Genomic DNA, 18,630 nt, shown 5'->3' on the forward strand with positions numbered 1-18,630 from the left:
CGTGGCAAGATTCTGCGCGATGCTATTGCTCAGTAAATTTCCGCTATATTCGGCTTTGATTGTAAACCTGACGGTCGAGCCGGGAACCAAAACGATTGGGGCATCACCAAGTAGCAAGGCAGTTATTCCACGCTGGCCTTTCACACCAAATCCAGCTTGGTAAACGGCGGGTTCATCGATTGCAAGCGATATTCCGCTTCCCCCTTCGGCCGTCGCAAACGATAATCGCCCGCCCTTGATGGTTGCTTGAACCCTATTGGCCAACACAGATTCGTTGATCGCTGAATTGATACGATCTCGAATTTCAGTTGCCGTATCGACCGCTGTTGGCGTTACCTTGATTTCTGACACGTGATCGCCGACGGATATTCGCAGCGTGGACTCGACACCAGGCATGATGGATATCGGCGACTGTGCCGCAATGATGGCAGGATCGACTTCCAGAATATCGATCGTTGCCTGGGCAGATCCAAACCCTAACAATGCTAATCCGCTACCTTCTAAGTCTCCTAGAACACTCGGCTGGAGCGCAACGGGAAACCTCGTGTCGATCTGAGTCAACGCATCGCTTAAGCCAAGTTCTTCGGCGGTCGACAATGCCAATATCTGTCCCGAGAATACGTAACCAAGTGGAAATTGACCGGGAACCGTCGAAGTAGCACCGATGGAGGTTCCCGTCGTCAATAGAAGGTCACTGAGTCCGTCTCCCGTGAGATCGCCAACTTCGACGCGCGTCGTCGGACGGTTTCCAAGGACGGCAATCCCTGCCTGACGCTGTGCTTCGTTCGACTCAATGCGAATAACAGTCGAGTTCTTGTCGTTGCCGGTTGTCCTCAGATCGTTGACTGCAAACGTTTGGTTCCAATATCGCGGCCAAGCAAGTCTCTTTGTCGAATCGTTTGGGTTCACCCCCACATCGACACCGCCAAAAACAATCGTGACGACTGTGTCGAAGTCATCACTGCGCACAAAAGCCAAGTCTGCGATGCCGTCTCCATTGAAGTCGCCAAACTGCTTTGCTGGTGATCCTAACACGGATCGATCGATCACGATGTTGGCGGCGTGCGTGGTCAACTCCAAATCGCTGACAGAGTAGGGACCGAATATGATGTAACTGGTGACCGCGTCTGTGAACAGAAAATCAGCGTGTCCATCCGCGTTGAAATCGCCAATGTTCGTCAGTGCCGACAACTGGCCCGGTTGTTGACTCGCAACGCCGAATGCATGGTCGTTAATTGGCTGGGGGATGTCCGCGTTTAAATCGATTCCGCGGCGAGCAACGTCGATCGGCAACGTCGGCGTAGCAAGATCATAACGATAGATTTCCGAAACAAACTGGCCCGGTACGAAGCCCTCTGGTAGCAGCGGAGTCGATGGGTAAGCGGTCGTCGCGTTTTCAGGTGTGTGACCGAAGACGGTATCATTGCCACCATTACCCTGAAGATCGTCATTTCCTAAACCTCCGACGATGAAATCATTTCCGGGGCCACCGAAAATGGTGTCGTCTAGCGGAGTACCAAAAGCGATGTCGTTGCCTGAACCTAAATCAATCGTTACAGCGGTTTCTCGAGCACCTTGCTGGAAATCGCCGCTATCGATTCCCCATTCTTCGAAGAGATCGGGATCAAAACGGCTGTCGATCACGGTTGTCGAACCGCTCACATCAATCGGCAGGAACTTGAACTCGGGATCGGCCCGAACGACATCGTCCCCGCCGCGCATGACGAACTCCGTCCGCTCGATATCGCGCGTCTGATAGAACAGATATTCTTGCTCGTAAACGGTAGGTTCATCGTCAGACTGCGTCGGAACGCCGCTAGTGTCCACACTTCCGTCGGTGTTGACGAACGTGGTCTGGTACTGCTGTAAACCGATGTCCCAAACCAGACTCGTGAACTCGTAGCGATGCAAGCCTGTGTTGTAACGAATCGACGCAAAATCGGGGACCGGTAAACCGCGTCGATCCAAATCGCCACCGAGGACCAAAACACGATCCTCGCCATCGCCGCCGATGAATTGATCGCTGAAGGTGGGAATGAAGGTCTGTGTCGCCGGATCGAATTGCGTGTTGGGCTGGTTGCCCAGCAGTGGCAAGGCATCGGGAATGATTTGGAAGGTGTCGTCGCCTGGGCCACCGAACAACAAGTCGCTGGCACCGCGATCGCGTCCACCGGTCAGCACGTCGTTGCCAAGGCCGCCAAAGATGAAGTCCTCGCCCGCGCCGCCTTGCAGGATGTCGTTGCCAGCACCGCCCAAGATCACGTCGCGGCGGACGGTGTCCGATCGCAACGACATCGCGATCGCCGGGGTTCCGTCGCCCGTGGTGACCGCATCACCGGTCAAGTTGATTCTCAGATCGTAAAGCGTCGGAATTCTGTTGCCGCTGACCTTCAACAGGTACCGCTGACCACCGGACAATCCAGCCAATGAAACTTCCGACCGATCTCCCGAGCCCGTGACCGCAATCTCCGAAATCAAGGATTCCTCGTCAAACGGATCGTCTGCCGTCGCGTCAACGCGGAAAATCTCAAGGTCCAGCGCATCGATGGCCGAACCGCTGGCAAGTTCAATCCTTGCGCCAGGATCAAAGTCGGCTTGGAACGTGAATGCGAACCAGTCCACATCGTCGGGGCTGTCCAGTGACAGATCGTTGAAATTCACAGCCGACGTTTCGAACGTTGAATCATTGAACACGCGATCAACGAGCGCATCGACAGGGCCAGCCGGACTGACCAAGTCGAAGGCAAGCAACGGGATGTCATTGCGTCCAGCGATATTGGAGTTCAGAGCACTGCGAGAGCTTTCCGCACGGTCGACCAGAATCGCGTTGCCTCCTTGAATCGTGATCACGTCATCTCCCGCACCGCCATCGACCCACACGGTCTTCTGAACCGTCGGTCCGACATTGATGATGTCGTTTCCATCGAGAGCATCGATCAAGATCACCAGGAAGTCACCTTCGGGTGGAAGCAAGCTGGCGATCAGCGCATCGGCCACAGGCGGGGCAATTCCCGAAGCCGCCACGCTGGCAAGCGTTTCGCCACGGGCCGCTGGATCGGTTTCGCTTTGCAATTGATCCAGCTTGAACGCCAGATCCTCGGCGCTCCAGACTGCATTCCCTTCACCATCAGTTGCGTTGAAGTCCAGCTTGACCTGAGCGGCAAAGGAGAAGTTGCCATTGTTTTCGGTCAACCTCGTGATCAGGTGATGATCGGTCAACAGTCCCGGTTCGGTGACAAAGTCGACGTTGATTCGGTCGTCCGCATTGCTGCCGCCCACATACCAAACTTGGTCGGACTCGCGGGCGTACTCTTTCCACTCGTCACCGGCCAGCGATCCGTCAAGCGATTCGAACGTCGTGCCATCGCTGCGAAACAACACGTCATCGCCACCGTTGCCATACATGAAGTCCAGCGTCGTGCCGCCATACAATTCGTCCGCCTGCTCGCTGCCAAGCATCCGATTCAGACCGGTGACTTCTTGCACCCGCGCCAAACGGACCGGACCGATCACGATGGCATCGTCGAGATCCAAAATGCCGTTGTCGTTCAGGTCGCCATCGTCGGTTGCCAATTTTCCTTCGTCATCGACAAAGACGCCGAACTCACTTCCATCGAGCTCGGGATCGAAGCTCCATGCAAACATTTGATTCGTGCCTTGGCCGCCGATCAAATCATCATTGCCCTGGCCAGCAAACAAGACGTCCTGATCGCCGGTGGATCCGCCGCCACCATCACCCCACAGTCGATCGTCGCCGCCAAAGCCGAACATTGTATCGCTGCCAATGCCGCCGTCCAAACGATCGCGACCATCGCTGCCGATCAATAGGTCATTGCCGCTGTTGCCGTCGAAGACGCCCACAAAGTCGTTCGACCGATTGGACAACGATGAAATGTCAGTAACATCAAAATTTGCCGGCAATGAAAAGCCATCCGGCAGCGCGCCAGCGATCTCCGCCACGTCCGTAAAGAATCCAATCGTATCATCACCCGCAAGACCTGCGATGCGGAATTGTTCGATCAGAAAATCGCCGTTGCTATCCAACATGTCAACGATGATTTCCTTGCTCTGCCCTGAACCATTGTCATAGAACACGACGGCCTTGCCGAAATCAGCGCCAGCCTCTGTGTTGGTTCCGATCAAAATCGTGTCATTGCCGCTGGTACCATCGATCGACAAGATATCCGTCGCGTTATCATCGGGCGTCGTGTCGCCAGGCGCATTGCCAACGTGACCTTTGATCGTATCGGTTCCCGGATCCAGATGCCCGTCGGAACCAAGCGACGTTGGCAAAACAAAGATGTCAATTCCCCCGCCGCCAAACTGAAGGTCGCTTCCCTGTTGGCCGTCGATGTAATCGGTCCCCGCCCCGCCCCAGATCTCGTCATCGCCGCCACCGCCGAAGAGTTGATCTTCGCCGCTGCCACCAAACAGTTTGTCGTCGGCTCCATCAACGTCCGCCTGCGTCCCCAATGCCGCCAGATCATGTGTCAGATACTCGGGGCCAACAAACTCGTCTCCAGAAATGAAGTCGTTGCCGCCGCCTCCGTCGAGGACTTCTTTGCGTGCATTGCCGTGCAAGAAGTCACCGCCGGATTCGCCGAACAATTGATCGCCGACCAGAGTTGATTGCGTATCGTATCCTGAGAGATTCGCCATCGCGGGGGCAAAGGCGAACAGCGTATCGCGACCTTCGCCGCCGTACAGTCGCTGGCCCGCTTGATCGGCCCCGTTGCCAGCGTCCCCTTTCAGCAGATCGTCGCCACCATCACCGTACACTTGATCAATGCCATCTCCACCGTGTAAGACATCATCACCCGCCCCGCCGCGAATCACATCGTCGCCAGCACCGCCAAGAATCTTGACGTCGTTGCCGGCACCAGCATCCAGATAATCAACGCCCGCGCCCCCTTCAAGACTGTCCGCATCGGCTCCGCCAAACATCACATCGTTGCCCGATTGGCCAAGCAGCACATCGCGACCATCCCCAGCGGTTCCATCGACCGACAGTATTCGACCACTAATCGGATCAGCAACAATCGCTGGAGTGATCAATATCGTTGGTAGGTAATCCGTCGGAAACGCAGCCTCGGTTTCCGCGAACTGGGGTGGCAGCGTAAAGTCGCTGGTTCCGAGTCGATAGTTGCTCCGCAAACCAACGGGCAAGCCGCCGAACATCACGTCATCGCCATCGCCGCCGGTCAGTTGGTCGTCGCCTAGCATTCCGACCAACCAGTCGTTGCCGCCCTCGCCTGACAGATCATCGAGGCCGCTTCCGCCGATGACGTCGTCGTCTCCGTCGCCCGCGTCGACTTGGTTGTCCCCGTTGCCGGTAAACACGATGTCACGGCCCGATCCCGTGGTAATCTTGTCGTTGCCGTCGGCTTCGGTCAGGTTGTTGGTGCTGGTGATCGGCAATCCGGAAAGGAACAAGATGCTGCCGTCATCGCCGAGAACAAAATTGTTGCCATTGCCAGCGGTAATCCGATCGTCTCCTCCTCCGGCGATGATCGCGTCGGCCGCGTTGCCCGTCACAATCGTGTCGTTGCCGCTGAGTGTCGAGAACTGACTTTCAGCGAACGTCGGCAATCCATTGGCCAGCTGGATGATCCCGCGATCGCCGAGGATCACGTTACGTCCCCCGGTGTCGGTGATGAAATCAGATCCGCCGCCGGCGACCACATAGTCGTTGCCGGTTCCCACATTGATCGTGTCGTTTCCGCCAGTTGCGGGCTGAATACTTTGCAACGTTACGACGCGTCCACCCGAAAGCGTCACGATCACGTGGTCGCCGCCGATGAAGTTTTGACCTTGTCCGGTCGTGGTGAGCCGATCATCCCCGCCACCACCGAGCAGAACGTTATTGCCGCCGCCGGCGCTGAGAATGTCGTTTCCGGAGAACGTCGCGATCGTTCGAATCGAGGCGATCGCGCCATCAATGATTTCGATGTTGGCCGAATCGCCGATCACGAGATTGTCGCCGTTCTTGGCATCAATCGTGTCGGCCCCGCCCATCCCGATCAGCCGATTGTCGTCATCGTTGCCTGTAATGGTATCCCCAGCAGACGAACCGGTGACGTCTTCGACGCCGGTCACGGTACCGACTTGATTGTTGCCGTCCAGGGTGACGTTGATGGCGGTTGTCCAAGCCGAGTAGTCCAGATGATCTCGCAATCCGCCTGCTCCATCGGTTTGCCCGGTGATGGAGGCGCCGGGAAACATTTTGAAAACGTCGTTGGCCGATCCGCCACCGATGTTTTCGATCGACGCGAAGTCGACGCGTAGCGCAGTATCTCGCAGCGAGCCTTCGTTTCGAGCGGTGACTTGGTATTCCAACGGAACGTTCACGGTGGCCGCTTCGATCGCATCGTCGTCATCATTGCCGATCGCGCGAGTTCCGAGAAGTCGTCCGGTCAGTCGTCCCGACGCTGCGATCACAAAACGATCATTTTGATCGCCACCAGTGAGATTCTCGAAGCCCACAAAATCGACATCGCCCGCTGAGCCACGGTTGATCCCGTCGAGTGTCCACGTCGTCGACGCGTGGGCACCCAGCAGGTGATCATTGGTCGCCGTTGAACCAAGAATTTGATCGATCGACGCGAACGTACCAAGGTTGTTGGCCAGGCCGGACTGCAAGTCGACCGTGACCGTGGTGGTCAGGCGACTGTAATCCAACGTGTCGCGTCCGCCCCGCCCGTCGATCCGACCAATCACGCGATCACTGGGATCAAAGACAAAGGTGTCGTCTTGCTCACCACCGGCCAGATTCTCGAACCCTTCGAAGAAGAACGAGTTGTTGATGTCACCGCGTCCGATACCGTTCAAATTCCAAGTGTTACGAGCTGCCGATCCGACGATTTGCCCGACGGTCAGGGTGTCGACGCCACTGCCGGCGATGAATGTTTCAATCCCTTCGGTTTGAACCGTTTCACCGGCTTCATTTTTTCCACCGTTGACAATATTGGTTCCTGAAGAAACGGACACGCTTCCGAAGGCAACTTCGAGGCTGGTCGTGACGCTCCCAAAATCGAAGATGTCTCCCAGGTTCGCCGAACCGGTGGCGTTTTCCGGTTCGATGGCGGTGTCAGATCCCCAGTTGTTGCCGAACACATAACGATCACGACCCAAGCCACCGGACAACGTGTCGTTGCCCAGTCCACCCGTGATCACATCATCGCCGCTGCCGCCCACAAACGTGTCGTCGCCCGCACCGCCGATGAATTGAATCGGAATATCAAACGCTATCTCGCTCTCATCGACGGTCAGCTTGTCATTGCCGTCGCCTCCAGAAAAGTAGATCTCCGTGACATCAGCGGCCAGGTACGTTCGCACGACCGTGTCCGGATCCGTATCGCGATTGGTGTAAAGGAAAGTGACTTCGACCAATTCTTGATCGAAGGTCTCACTGTTTTGGTCCGTGTCGATGATTTTGCGAACCGAGAATTCTTCGTTCGGATCGTCGCCATAGATCGGTCCGCGGGGTTCCGCATTCTCTCCCGCGAAGAGCATCAGTTGACCGGCCTTCACATCCGAATCGGTCGTTCCCAACTCGGCGATTCCTGGTGCGGGACAGGAATGACTGAAACTGAACAATTCGACGTTGGCAATATCGATATTGAAGGTCTTGAAAGGAACCTTCAAATACGCTCGCAAGAACGCCGTGAAGACGCCTGTCGCGTCGAAGACACAGATTCCCGGGAATCCACCCCCGCCTTCGGGACGAAGTTCGAACAAATCAGCGATCTCGTCCAAGTACAACTTGCCGTCACCGTCCAAGTCGTTCCAGTTCAATCCGATGTCGGCGCGAAGTCCTCCTTCGATGCCCGCACTGATCGGTCCGAACTTCAACGCCGCGCCGACGGTGGCTTCCAACCCGATGGAGATCTCATCAATGTCAAAACCTTCGGTCACATTCTCGAGGTCACCGAAATACAATCCGTCAATGATATTTCCCGTTTTGGCGATGCCTCGGGTATCAAAGCCCAATGAAAAATCAACAGCCGCTTCGAGCGCCGCACCGAATGTGACGTACAGCGGACTGGGGGCAAACGGAATCGGGCCGAGTTCCATCTTGAAGGGGACATCCAATGACAAGGTCGGAATGTCCCACTGAATCAGATCCGCCTTCTCGCCGGTAAACAGTTTGAAGATATTCGATGGATCGGAAAGCAATGGAATCTTGATTCCAAAACCACCGTCACCGTTGCTGTCGGCAGCCCCGGTCAATCGGCTCAGAGCGGATTTCGTTCTTTTACCCTTCTGGCTGGTTCCCGTTTGTTCAAGAACGCCGGGCGAAATACCGTCCGCCGGTCCCATCCCCACCGAATCGAGCATGCCCGTGTCGACCGCGATTTCGGCGTCAGGGTCCGTCAAGTCTGGGCCGCCTTCGGTTGTGATGTAAGTCGCCGTGATCGCGCCGCTGGCGGGATTAGCCAAACGAATTTTGGTCCTGGCAACGTCTTCGCCGTTTTCTTCGACGGAAAATCGCACGATGGTGAACGCGTCGAATGGAATTTCCACGCCGTCATCGAACACGCGGACATGGGTGCCCGTCTTGGGATTGCTCGGCAGGCCGTGTTCGTTCTCGCCGAGTCCAGTCGTGCTCGTCGCGGAATTGTTGACCTGAGTCGGTTTGCCGGAAATGTAGAACGAACCGAAGTTGATCTTGATGCCATCGGAATCATCCGTTGCCGCCTGAACGACATCGGAGAATTCAAAGATGTTTTGAATCAGTCCAACGACTTGGTTGGCGATCTTGGCCGCCTTGAGCGAGCTTTCCGTCACGCCGGTGCCCAAGATACCGAGCGTCAAGAAAGTGATCTTCGGCCCGGAGACCAACTCAGACAGATCGTTGAGCCCCGGAACGGGTGAAGCCAGGAAATCGATCAGCGGGCGAATCGGGCCGACGTATTCGTTAAACGAGTCAAAGATCGGCTCGATCGTCGTCGAAAAGATGCTGCCGACGTCGATCGTCGCGTTGCGAATGGCCAGATCCGGAATTCCGCCGCCGACCAAACCGTCACGCACTGTTAACCCGATCGCCCAATCGAGCGTCAAATCGGCGGAGACTTCCGGCAAACCCTTCAGGTCCGTATTGGCCTTCAGGTTCAAGTCAACGTAAGCCTCCGTTGAGATGCCCGCGTTGAACAACTGCGTGACCGGCGTCTTGACCAATTCGGTGAACGACAGCCGACCCTTGCCGTCATCGCCCGCTTGGCCTTCACTGGGATTGTTCACATCGATGAAGATGTCACCACGCAGTCCTGTGCCTTTGCTGAACCGACCGTCATCACCCACGCTCTCGCTCAGAATGTCGGACTTGTCACCATCCAGGTTATAGTCACGATCATCAACGGCTTCGTTCAATAGAGGACCACGCACCAGCGTCAGTCCGCTGTCTGGATCAACGAACAGTCCCGTGCCACCGTCGTTGAGAATCCCGTCACGGTTCAAGTCCTCAATCGCGTTGCTTTCAGCGATCACGTTCAAGAAAAACAGCTCGCCGGTCAGCGACGTACCGGGTTTCAAGTTGACCTCGGCCTGAAGTGAGATTTCTGGCTTGCCTCCGGCCTCAGTCGGCAGACCAATATCCGTGCCTGCACCGCTGGACATCGTGCCGTTCTCGTAGACCACGTTTTCATTGAGCTGGAAGAAGAAACCCTCTTTCAAGTTGACCCCGATCCCGAACTCAAAGGCGTATTCAAACGCGAGCTCCAACCCGCCTTGCGTTTCGAGTTCAAAGATCAACGCATCGACGCCCAGATCGAAATCGACGTCCAACGAATCCCGACCGGCCAAACGCAAGTTGATGAAGAACTCCAGGTCCTCGAAGCTGGTGGTCAGAATGTCCGATACAAACACCTCCACATCGCGGAAGTCGGCAACTTCGTTGGCGTTGGAAAGCTCAGGGTCGTCGTGGAACAACGGATCGAGATCCAATATTCCGGCACCCGCCGGGCCGAGAGCCCGGAAGATCTCTTGCTGAACCCGAGCCACCATGGATTGAATGGAATCGTCGGCCGACTGGATCACGGTTTCCAAATCGTCGATGACGCCTCGCAGATCGCCGATAAAACTCTGCCCCAGGTCAACACCGTCACCGATCAACGGCAGCTTTTCGAGAAGGTCCGACTTCAATCCCGACTCAACTGTATCGAGAATCGTTCGCGTGCCATCGATGATTTGATCCAGACTCAAATTACCGAGCCCGAGACCCGAACCGGGGTCATTCAAAAAATCCGTGATCCCGCCGAAACCGAACACTGGCTCCAGCGGGTTCTTTAAGTCCAACCCAACGACAATCGCATCGTCGAGTTGCCCCAAGACGGGAATCTGGCCGTCCAATGAAGCGATCGCGACGCCGGACAAATCAAACGTCACCAAATCGGCGGGCGAGTTCGCGAACAGAGCTCGTATCGGAATGCCGCCGATCGTGTTCCCGAAATCGTCCTTTGAGTTGTTGTCGTTTTGATCGGAATCCAGGCCGATGGTCATGCTGGCCGGATCGGTCGAAGTCGCGTAAAAGACCTTGATCGGACCGGCCGCCGCGGTGATCACGGTCAACGTCGTGCCTGTCAACGTGTAATCGCCGCCATCTCCGACGTCACGTCGCAGAACTTTGGCACCGTCATGAACGATGACCTGATCATTCAGAGGTGTCGCCGCGAGCGTGTACGTTCCCGAACCATTGCCAACGGTTTCGGCATTGCCTTGGCCGAGAAGAAACTGTCCGGCCAGTCCCGCTTTGAAACCACCGATGCCGGCTTCCAGTCCCAACTCAGAATCGATGCCGAGCTGAAGCTCGATCGAAGTCGTGTCCAGAATGTAGGGCGTCGCCGAGTCAAAATTGAATCCAAAACCGAGATTGACGCTGCCGCCAACGGTGACGTCCAAGTTGGCATCGGTAGTGGCCGTGATCGGCCCCAGGTCGGGAAGCGTCAGATCAAAACCGACCGTTTCGGTGATCGCGTTCTCGCCGGTGAAATCAAACCCAACATTCACGGTTAACGCGGGTTGCATCCCGGCAATGGACGAGTCGGCATCCACGAATGCCAGGTCCAGACCAAAGACACCCTCGGGCAGTCCAAGCTCTTTTTCGATCGTGTCGGTGAGGAACTTTTCAAGATTGGCGATCGAACCAAATGAATCCTGAATCCCGTCAAGCTGCGCGAGCAATTCGGATCGTCCTGCCACATCGGCGCCCACGCTTTCGATGGTTTGCCGTACTCGAGAAACCGCGGCACTGAGCTTGCCCACGCTGACCAAGGTCACGATCTGAACTTCGGCTTCGCCCGGACCGCCGTCGGTGGTGGTTTCGCTCTGGATCTGCAATCCCGTGGGGCTGCGTCCGATGATGGGTGCGACGTTACCTGCACCTTCGGCAAACGTCACGGTGAACGGGCCGCCGCGACGTCCCGTAACGTTCGTCACCGTTGAGGCCCCCAACGCCGCATTGAGTGCATCGCGGACTTCGCCGGCCGATGCATTGGCGTCAAGCAGCTCGGTGGCGACTGACGGAGCGTTCTCGAGAGCCAACGTCAGCATGTGTTCGGAGTTCGCGGCCGATCGCAGTGCCGTGATCTGGTCTTGGATTTCGTTGACCTGAGACGAGCTGCCGCGGAAATCATCCAACAAAGCTTCCAGTTCGTCGATCTTGCCTCCGATCAATGCTTCATCCGGTCCCGCCAATAACTTTTCAGCCGCGGCGGCCAGCGAATCGACTATGCCGAGCATTTCGTTGGGCGTCTTACCGACGACTGGGATCTCGGTGTTGAAGCCTTCGATGTCACTGTCCTGCAACAAGTCAACGACTTTTTGTAACAAGACGGCCACGTCGCGCAGCGAAAAGTTCTTGAAACCGCCGACAACATCTTGCAGCCCGACCGCGTCGAATGACACCGTCGGAGCCGTCGTGATCCCTTCGCCGCTGAGCGTGGCGATGATCCCCAAACCACCGGGGGCTCCCGGCAACAGTTCCACCAAATTTCCACCAACCGGCAGACCGAGCGTTCCGCCGTAGGTGAACGAAGGCGTCCCGATCTCGCTCAGACTCGCCGACGTGAACTCGCTCAGCCGCAACTTGCCGTCGCCGTCGCCAAAATCGTTGAGGCCGAGTTCGGCTTCGATATTGAAATGGGCCGCTCCGTCTTCGATACCGATCTCCAAAATCCCCAACGATCCGATCAGCTCAATGTCAGTCGCCGTGATGCTGACGTCGGCAAAGACCTTGCTACTGCCGGGAACCACATAGAATTGATCGATCACGTCACCGGCTAACAACGAATCACCGATCAGTGTGCCACCGGTCAGGCTTTCGTCGACATCAGTTGTTTCAAGATCATCGACTGCCGATTTCAGAATTCGCAACGACGCACCGGCCACGCTCAGGCCATTGGCATCGGTGACCGCCGCTACCCGTAGCACATCGCTGCCACTCGGGGTGCTCTTATCTTCCAGGCGGATTTGATCGCCATCGAAAGTCACTTCCAACACGGCCGAACCACCGGCGGCGGATTCAATTTGGTTCTTGATGTCGCCCAGCGTTTCGGCGCGATCCAGATTGACGTCGAACTCAGCGCCACTGGCCAATCGAATGCTCAAGTCGGGCAGGTCGCTCGCTTGATTGTCGGCAAACCCAAGCCAGTCGATCGTGGCGGGCAACACCGTCAATCCATTGATCTGGCGATCGATCGCGAACAGCATCAACTTGCCATCGACCGCTTGAACTTCGACCGGCAAGACGCCGTCATCGATTTGCAGCCCAGTCGTATTGCCAGGACTTTCCAAGAACGTACGCAGCGCTCGATTCAAATCACTGACCAAATCGGTCACCGATTCGTTTTCTTCGATTTCGTCGGCTGATACCGTGACGGAAATGGAATCGGTGCGACTGCCGAAGCGATGCACGTCGAACGCGAGTGTCACATCACCGGCGGTCGCATCCCGTCCGCTCGACGGCACGCGATCATTTGCAATGACACCGACTTTCACGGCAAAGTTCTTTACAAACGGATCGGTGTTGCCCGGATCGTGCAGCTTCGTTCCGACATCAATTTGCAAATCACTGCCGGGTCGATCCAAATCGATCCCGACCAACAAATCGACCCCCGCACGGGCGGCGAACGTTCCAGAAGCACCACCGGCGACGCCAAGTTGTGCGAACCCGACATCGATGCCTTGGTCAAAGTTCAGGTCAATGGACTTGGTAAAGTCCGCCGCGAGGGAGAGGCCAAACGTGACCGTACGTGTCGGCGTTTCGCTGTATCCGAGCGTTGCCGTGAAGGGCGAGTCGTCAAACTGTTTGTTGATCAATTCGTTGATGATCGTGACAAGATCTTGAATCGTGCCGGCGCGGAACTGGGCTTCGGCGATTTGCCCCGTGGACAGTCCGAGTTGTGTTCGCGCGGAGTTGACGTCTTCGTTCTTCGCTTCGGAAAAGCCGAGAATCGTTCCGCCTTGAATTTGGACGGCATCGATGGTGTTATCGATCGATACCAAACTCACGGTCGGTTGCCCGGCTGCCGTGGACGACAACAACGCGACGAACTTGGTGTTCAGTTCCGCCGTTTCCAAAGCGGCATTGATGGACGCGATCATGTCGTCAGGATCAAGATTCCCAGCGGTCGAGGCGGCCGGAATCGTGAAGGTCTCCGGCTGATCCTCCTCACCATTGATGATCAGCGTTACGTTGAGATCTTCCGCCAATTGTCGTGGCAGAACGCCGCCCGCGGTGACGCCGACCGTGCTAATCGCCATCGAGACACCAAACCTGGGATTACGAGTCGCCAACGACAAGCGATTCGCGTCATCCGATTCGAGCGTGGGACGCTCGGCAACGATGGCTTCGCCCAATCCGGCAGCGTCCAATGCCGCATTGACGTCCACAAACAGGTCATCTATCGAGGTGTTATCAATCGTTGAAGCCGCCTGCACCGTCACAATGAATGGCTCACTGCCTTCGAGCCGAATGATGAATCGGGCATCGGAAGTGAGCCGGCCGTTGGTGACGGAAATCTCTTGATCGCCCAACATCGAGGCGTTGAAGTAGAGCTGGCGAGTGAAGTCACCCAGCGTCTCGGCGAACTGAACCACACCGTCGATCGCGTCTTGGACAAACGGGATGCCATCGGGGATGTCGAACGTCTTGACGGTTTCCTGCAAAGAGTTTCCAAGCTGCAGGAACATCGTCGCGATGGCGTCCGGTGTCAGCGACTCAAAGCTACCGATCGTATTACGGATCACCAATCGATTCGCGGCGTCCGCTTCACCCGTGGTGGCAATCTGAAACAGCCCGGTGAGATCGGCAAAGCTATCGAACTCAAACGCACCGCGGGTTGAATCCGGCTTTGTCGTGTAAATCGAAATCTCGCCGGGAATCGTCACGTCCAAGACTTTCGGCGAAATGTCGATCCCGTCGATGTTGAGCGTTCCCGAAAAGGAAGGATCGAACGTACTTGAGAAATTGACGGTGTTCAAAATCTCGGTCATCGTCGCACCAGCGATCGCGTCCGTTCCAGGATCGTCGATATCGATGGTGAAAGTGGTTTGCAGCACGACGCCGTCGTTCGGGTCTTGGCTGCCATCTTCGGACAATTCCACACTCAAGAATCCGAGCGACGCGGTGGCCGAAGGGTTGTTCAAGCTGGCCTTCAATTCGATGCTGATCTCTGGATCAACGTCGTCGACCACGATGATCCGGTCCGACGGAGCGATGCTGTCATCGAGTTTGAGGTTGATTTTCAAAGGCAAACGAATCGTCGGTGCGGCTTCAATCAGGAAGTTGCCCGAGGCGTTAAACTCAAGTCCCGACACACCGTCGCCAAAATCGAGCTTCGTTTCATATTTCAGCGGCGTGGGCGTGAACGCTGGGGTGAGCGTGAGTGTCTTGGTCAATTCGTCAAAAGCGATCGCGCCGAAGTCAATTCCCAGCGGTCCAGAGAGCGCATTGAGAACCACACCGATCGAAGGGGCTGCTGCTTCGGGATGATTGAAGTTAACCAGCGCCGCTCGCAAAGAATCCCCGATGCTCCCACCGATATCAAACCCGATCGATGGATTTGCCAAATCAGGCACATCGGTTCGGGACGCGTCATAGCGAAGCGTCACACGTTCGCCGTCGATCGAAGTGACTTCGGCCGGAAAACGTTCACCGGTTTCCGTTGAGAACTTAGCTTCGTCACCTACTTTGACACCGATCGAAGCAACCCCAGTACCAGCCGTGTTCAGCGTGACCGTGAATTGGTGAAAGTCTTCGCCGGTGATCGGTGCCGTGATCGATAGTATTTCCGCATCGCTGAACTCACGGTGTTCCGCGGGAGATGAAAGCAGTTCTCCGATCGACCGGTTGATCAGCGGGATCTTCGCCTCACCCACGTCTCCATCCAGAACACGCTCATCCAACCATGTCGCCAAGTCCAGTAAACCATCGATCAAACTCTCGGCCGAAAAATCCATCACCAAGGGCGAGATGTCGACCGCGAAGGTTGGTGCGGTCTGATCGAACAAGTCGACGTCGCTGACTTCGATGGACGCCGCACCGAGTTGATTACCAAACAAGTTGCCATCGAGATCAAACTCCAAGTCAAGCATCTTGCCCGAGGCGGGCACGATGGCGTTGATCGTTACTCGGTCGGCGAATGATGCGGCGCCAGGAGTGATCGCGATGGCCATCGCCGCGGCAAGTTGCAACTTGTTGGCTGTGATCTCACCTGTGATCGGCCCCAGTTCGAAACCTAGTGTCGAACCGTCGGCGTTGATCGCTGCCGAAACGTCGAAGCTGTTCAAGTTAAAGAAAGGATCGACTCCGGTGTCTCGATCCAGTCCGATGCCGAACGAAAAGTCAATGTCGGCGGCGAAGTCCAGATCCGCCCGAACGTCGGCGTCAAAGCTGAGCCCGATGTCGGTCCAATCGGTTCCCAAAGAGTCAAAGTCCAATTCGACTTCATTTTGAAGGCTTTGATCGATCACGACATTGAATTGCAATCGGTTGTTCGCCAAATCCAAGCCGCCCGATAGGCTCAGTGGCAACGCGTCACCGAGCGCGTTTCGCAGTCCGATCACCGTTGGCAACTCACCGGCCGACCCTGGATCAAACAAGTCGCTGGTGGGATCAAACTTTGCAAAGTACGCCGCCATCGGAGCACCGAGCTTCAACAAATCACCCAACCCGTCTCGCCCATCTGCCTCCGAAGCGACGAGCTGATTGAGAGACTGGCCGATGCCCGGCAATGTTTCGTTGAGCGCACTGGCGGCCGAAATCGCATCGCCGGCGTCGTCCAGGGGAGTGATCAGTGACAGCAATTGATCTTGCAATGCCGGAGTGATCGTCATGTCGACCAAGACATCGGGCGCTTGCTGAAAGAAGTCTTCGGCAGCCAATTGGATCGTCGGAGTTCCAAACTCATTGAGATCGAATGACCCCACTTCAATCGTCAGCGGGAGCGAGACATCAAACGCACCGCTGGGACTCACGTTCAATAGCTCACTCAAGTTCGATAGTCCGCTGGTGATTTCTCCCAGACTGACTTTGCCATCTCCATCGGGATCGACGAGTGACACATTCACGCCAGCGTCGAACGCCACGCGTCCGTTATCGATACTGCCCGAGACACCACCGACCTCGATGTCCAAGTTCAAGTTCGGTGCGTCGACGCTGCCTTCGACCTGCAACGCAACATCGCGGAAAAACAGACCACTGGCAAAGTCATACCCTGAGCTGAGATCCCATCCGAACTTGCCCGAAAATGTGAGATCGCCTGATAGCGTCAGTGCTCCGTCGCCGGTCAACGGAAATTCGTCGCCCAGATCCAAGTCGAAGGACGTTTCCACCGGGCCGCCCAAGTCACTGACGTTGAATGAAAAGGCAAGAACCACTTCTTCGGCCGTTGATTGATTGGTGACGTTGCTTCCCAACCGATCCGCGATACTTTGGGCCGCCGCGATGTGGTCGACTTCGCCGGAGGAAGTGTAACCTGCCAGCGGAGCGACAATCTTATCCTGCCAGAGCTGGTCGAATGGTACGAGTTCGCCCAGACTGTTTTCGGCAAGGACGACATCCTTGCCCAACTCCGCGTGCGTTTTCACGCCGACCAACAGTTCCTTGAACCGGTCCGCGACCTCGCGAAACGCTTCGCCCAAATCAATGACGTCAAGTTGGTATGCCTTCAAGGCGGAGCCAGCCGTGCTGCGGACGCGATCGGTGGAGATGTGCTGACGCAAGTCATTGTCGGTATCGGTCACACCCAAAGCCCGCAGGACCTGTTCTTGGGAGAACTCGTTGATCAGCAAGTCCGTGTGCAAGACCGGGTCGCCGCCGGCGTCCCCGGCGCGAATATTAACCAGTTCCAACGAAGACCCCAGACGAGGATCATTCAAAAACGGATCCACCGTAGAGAACGTCGCAACGGTCCCGTCGCCACCGTGTCCCGTTTGCTTTTCCTCGTACCAGACTTGGCTATCACCCGGACGTCGCCCGATGTAGTTACTGAAGGACAACAGTTCGTCTTGGCGGAACCCCAAGAAATCATCCACCGGACCTGTACGCTCGATCACTTGGTCGACCGTGTCTCCATCGGTGGCGTAAATGATGACGGTCTGATTCGTCAAATCCAGATAGTCGTTGTCGTTGTTGGTTGCGTTTAGATCGGTCAACAGCTCGTTGAAGCGGGGATCGGTGGTCGCAATGAGATCCAATGAATCATCCCCGTCAAAATCGAAAGCGGGGTAGGTTGCCGATAGATGTTTTGCCGCTTGGACGTACTGACGGGCAAAGTCCAGCTTGCTGATTGCGGGGTCGGTGATGTCGTCGGTCGCCGAGCCGGAGTCAGGACCCAGAATTGGAGTTCCGGCTTGCAAGGCGTCGTAGGCGTTGTCGACGATTTGGCCAAGGATTCGGGACGCCGGTTTTCCCGACCAGTCATCACTGAGCAGATTCCACGTTTCGACCGTTCCTTCGTTAGGCACCCCAACCATCAGAAAGTCGTCGATCCGTGGCAAGCCACCCTGCCCGTATGCGGGACTTTGGATGTAGCTTCGCGTGACCAAACCGCCTGTGCTGTGCGATAAAATATCGACGTTTTTGCCGGGGTTTTTCGCTGCCGCCTCGGCCAGGGTTTTACCCAGATAGTCCAGTCCGGTTTCAAATACATCGTTCGTGATCCCCTCAACCGTGACCGTATCGAGCGTGCCATTGACAGAACCATCTGTCGGTCCGACTGGCAAACGCCAGTCCCAAGTCACGACGAAAAGTGTCTGGTTCTCGACGTACCCGACGTTCTCGAGGGTCTTCACGATGTCGTGGTAAACGTTGCCAATCGGCTCGAGTTGCAACTGGTCGGGTGGCAGACCGCGATGGGTCAGCCAGTGATCGACTCCAGCGGGGGACTCATCGGCGGCGAACGTGCCCCCGAACCCGGGCACGAAGACGATCGGTTCCAGACCTATCTCTGCCGCCAACAACATTCGCGGTTCGAGCGACTGAAGTTGCCGACTCAGATCACGACGGGCGTTCGATTTGATGGTCGAGGTGGTCAGTGCGCGGCGAGGTCGGCGACGGAAGATTTTCATCGTTTACGTGTTCGTTTGTCCAAGTTGAAGTGGCGGCTACTCCGGCATTTGGATAGCCCGCCA

General features: G+C 56.4%; 1 protein-coding gene (cut by a window edge). It reads right to left on the bottom strand.

The features are described 5' to 3' along the window. Positions 1 to 18,567, bottom strand: the 5' portion of a protein-coding gene (locus Pla52nx_RS25320) for a LamG-like jellyroll fold domain-containing protein (RefSeq protein WP_146518713.1). Its footprint begins 13,125 nt before the window's first position; the window shows 18,567 of its 31,692 coding nt (coding positions 1-18,567); it begins with the start codon at positions 18,565 to 18,567; the stop codon falls past the left edge of the window. Positions 18,568 to 18,630 lie beyond the last annotated feature (63 nt).

It is taken from the genome of Stieleria varia, from assembly GCF_038443385.1.
Classification (GTDB): Bacteria; Planctomycetota; Planctomycetia; order Pirellulales; family Pirellulaceae; genus Stieleria; species Stieleria varia.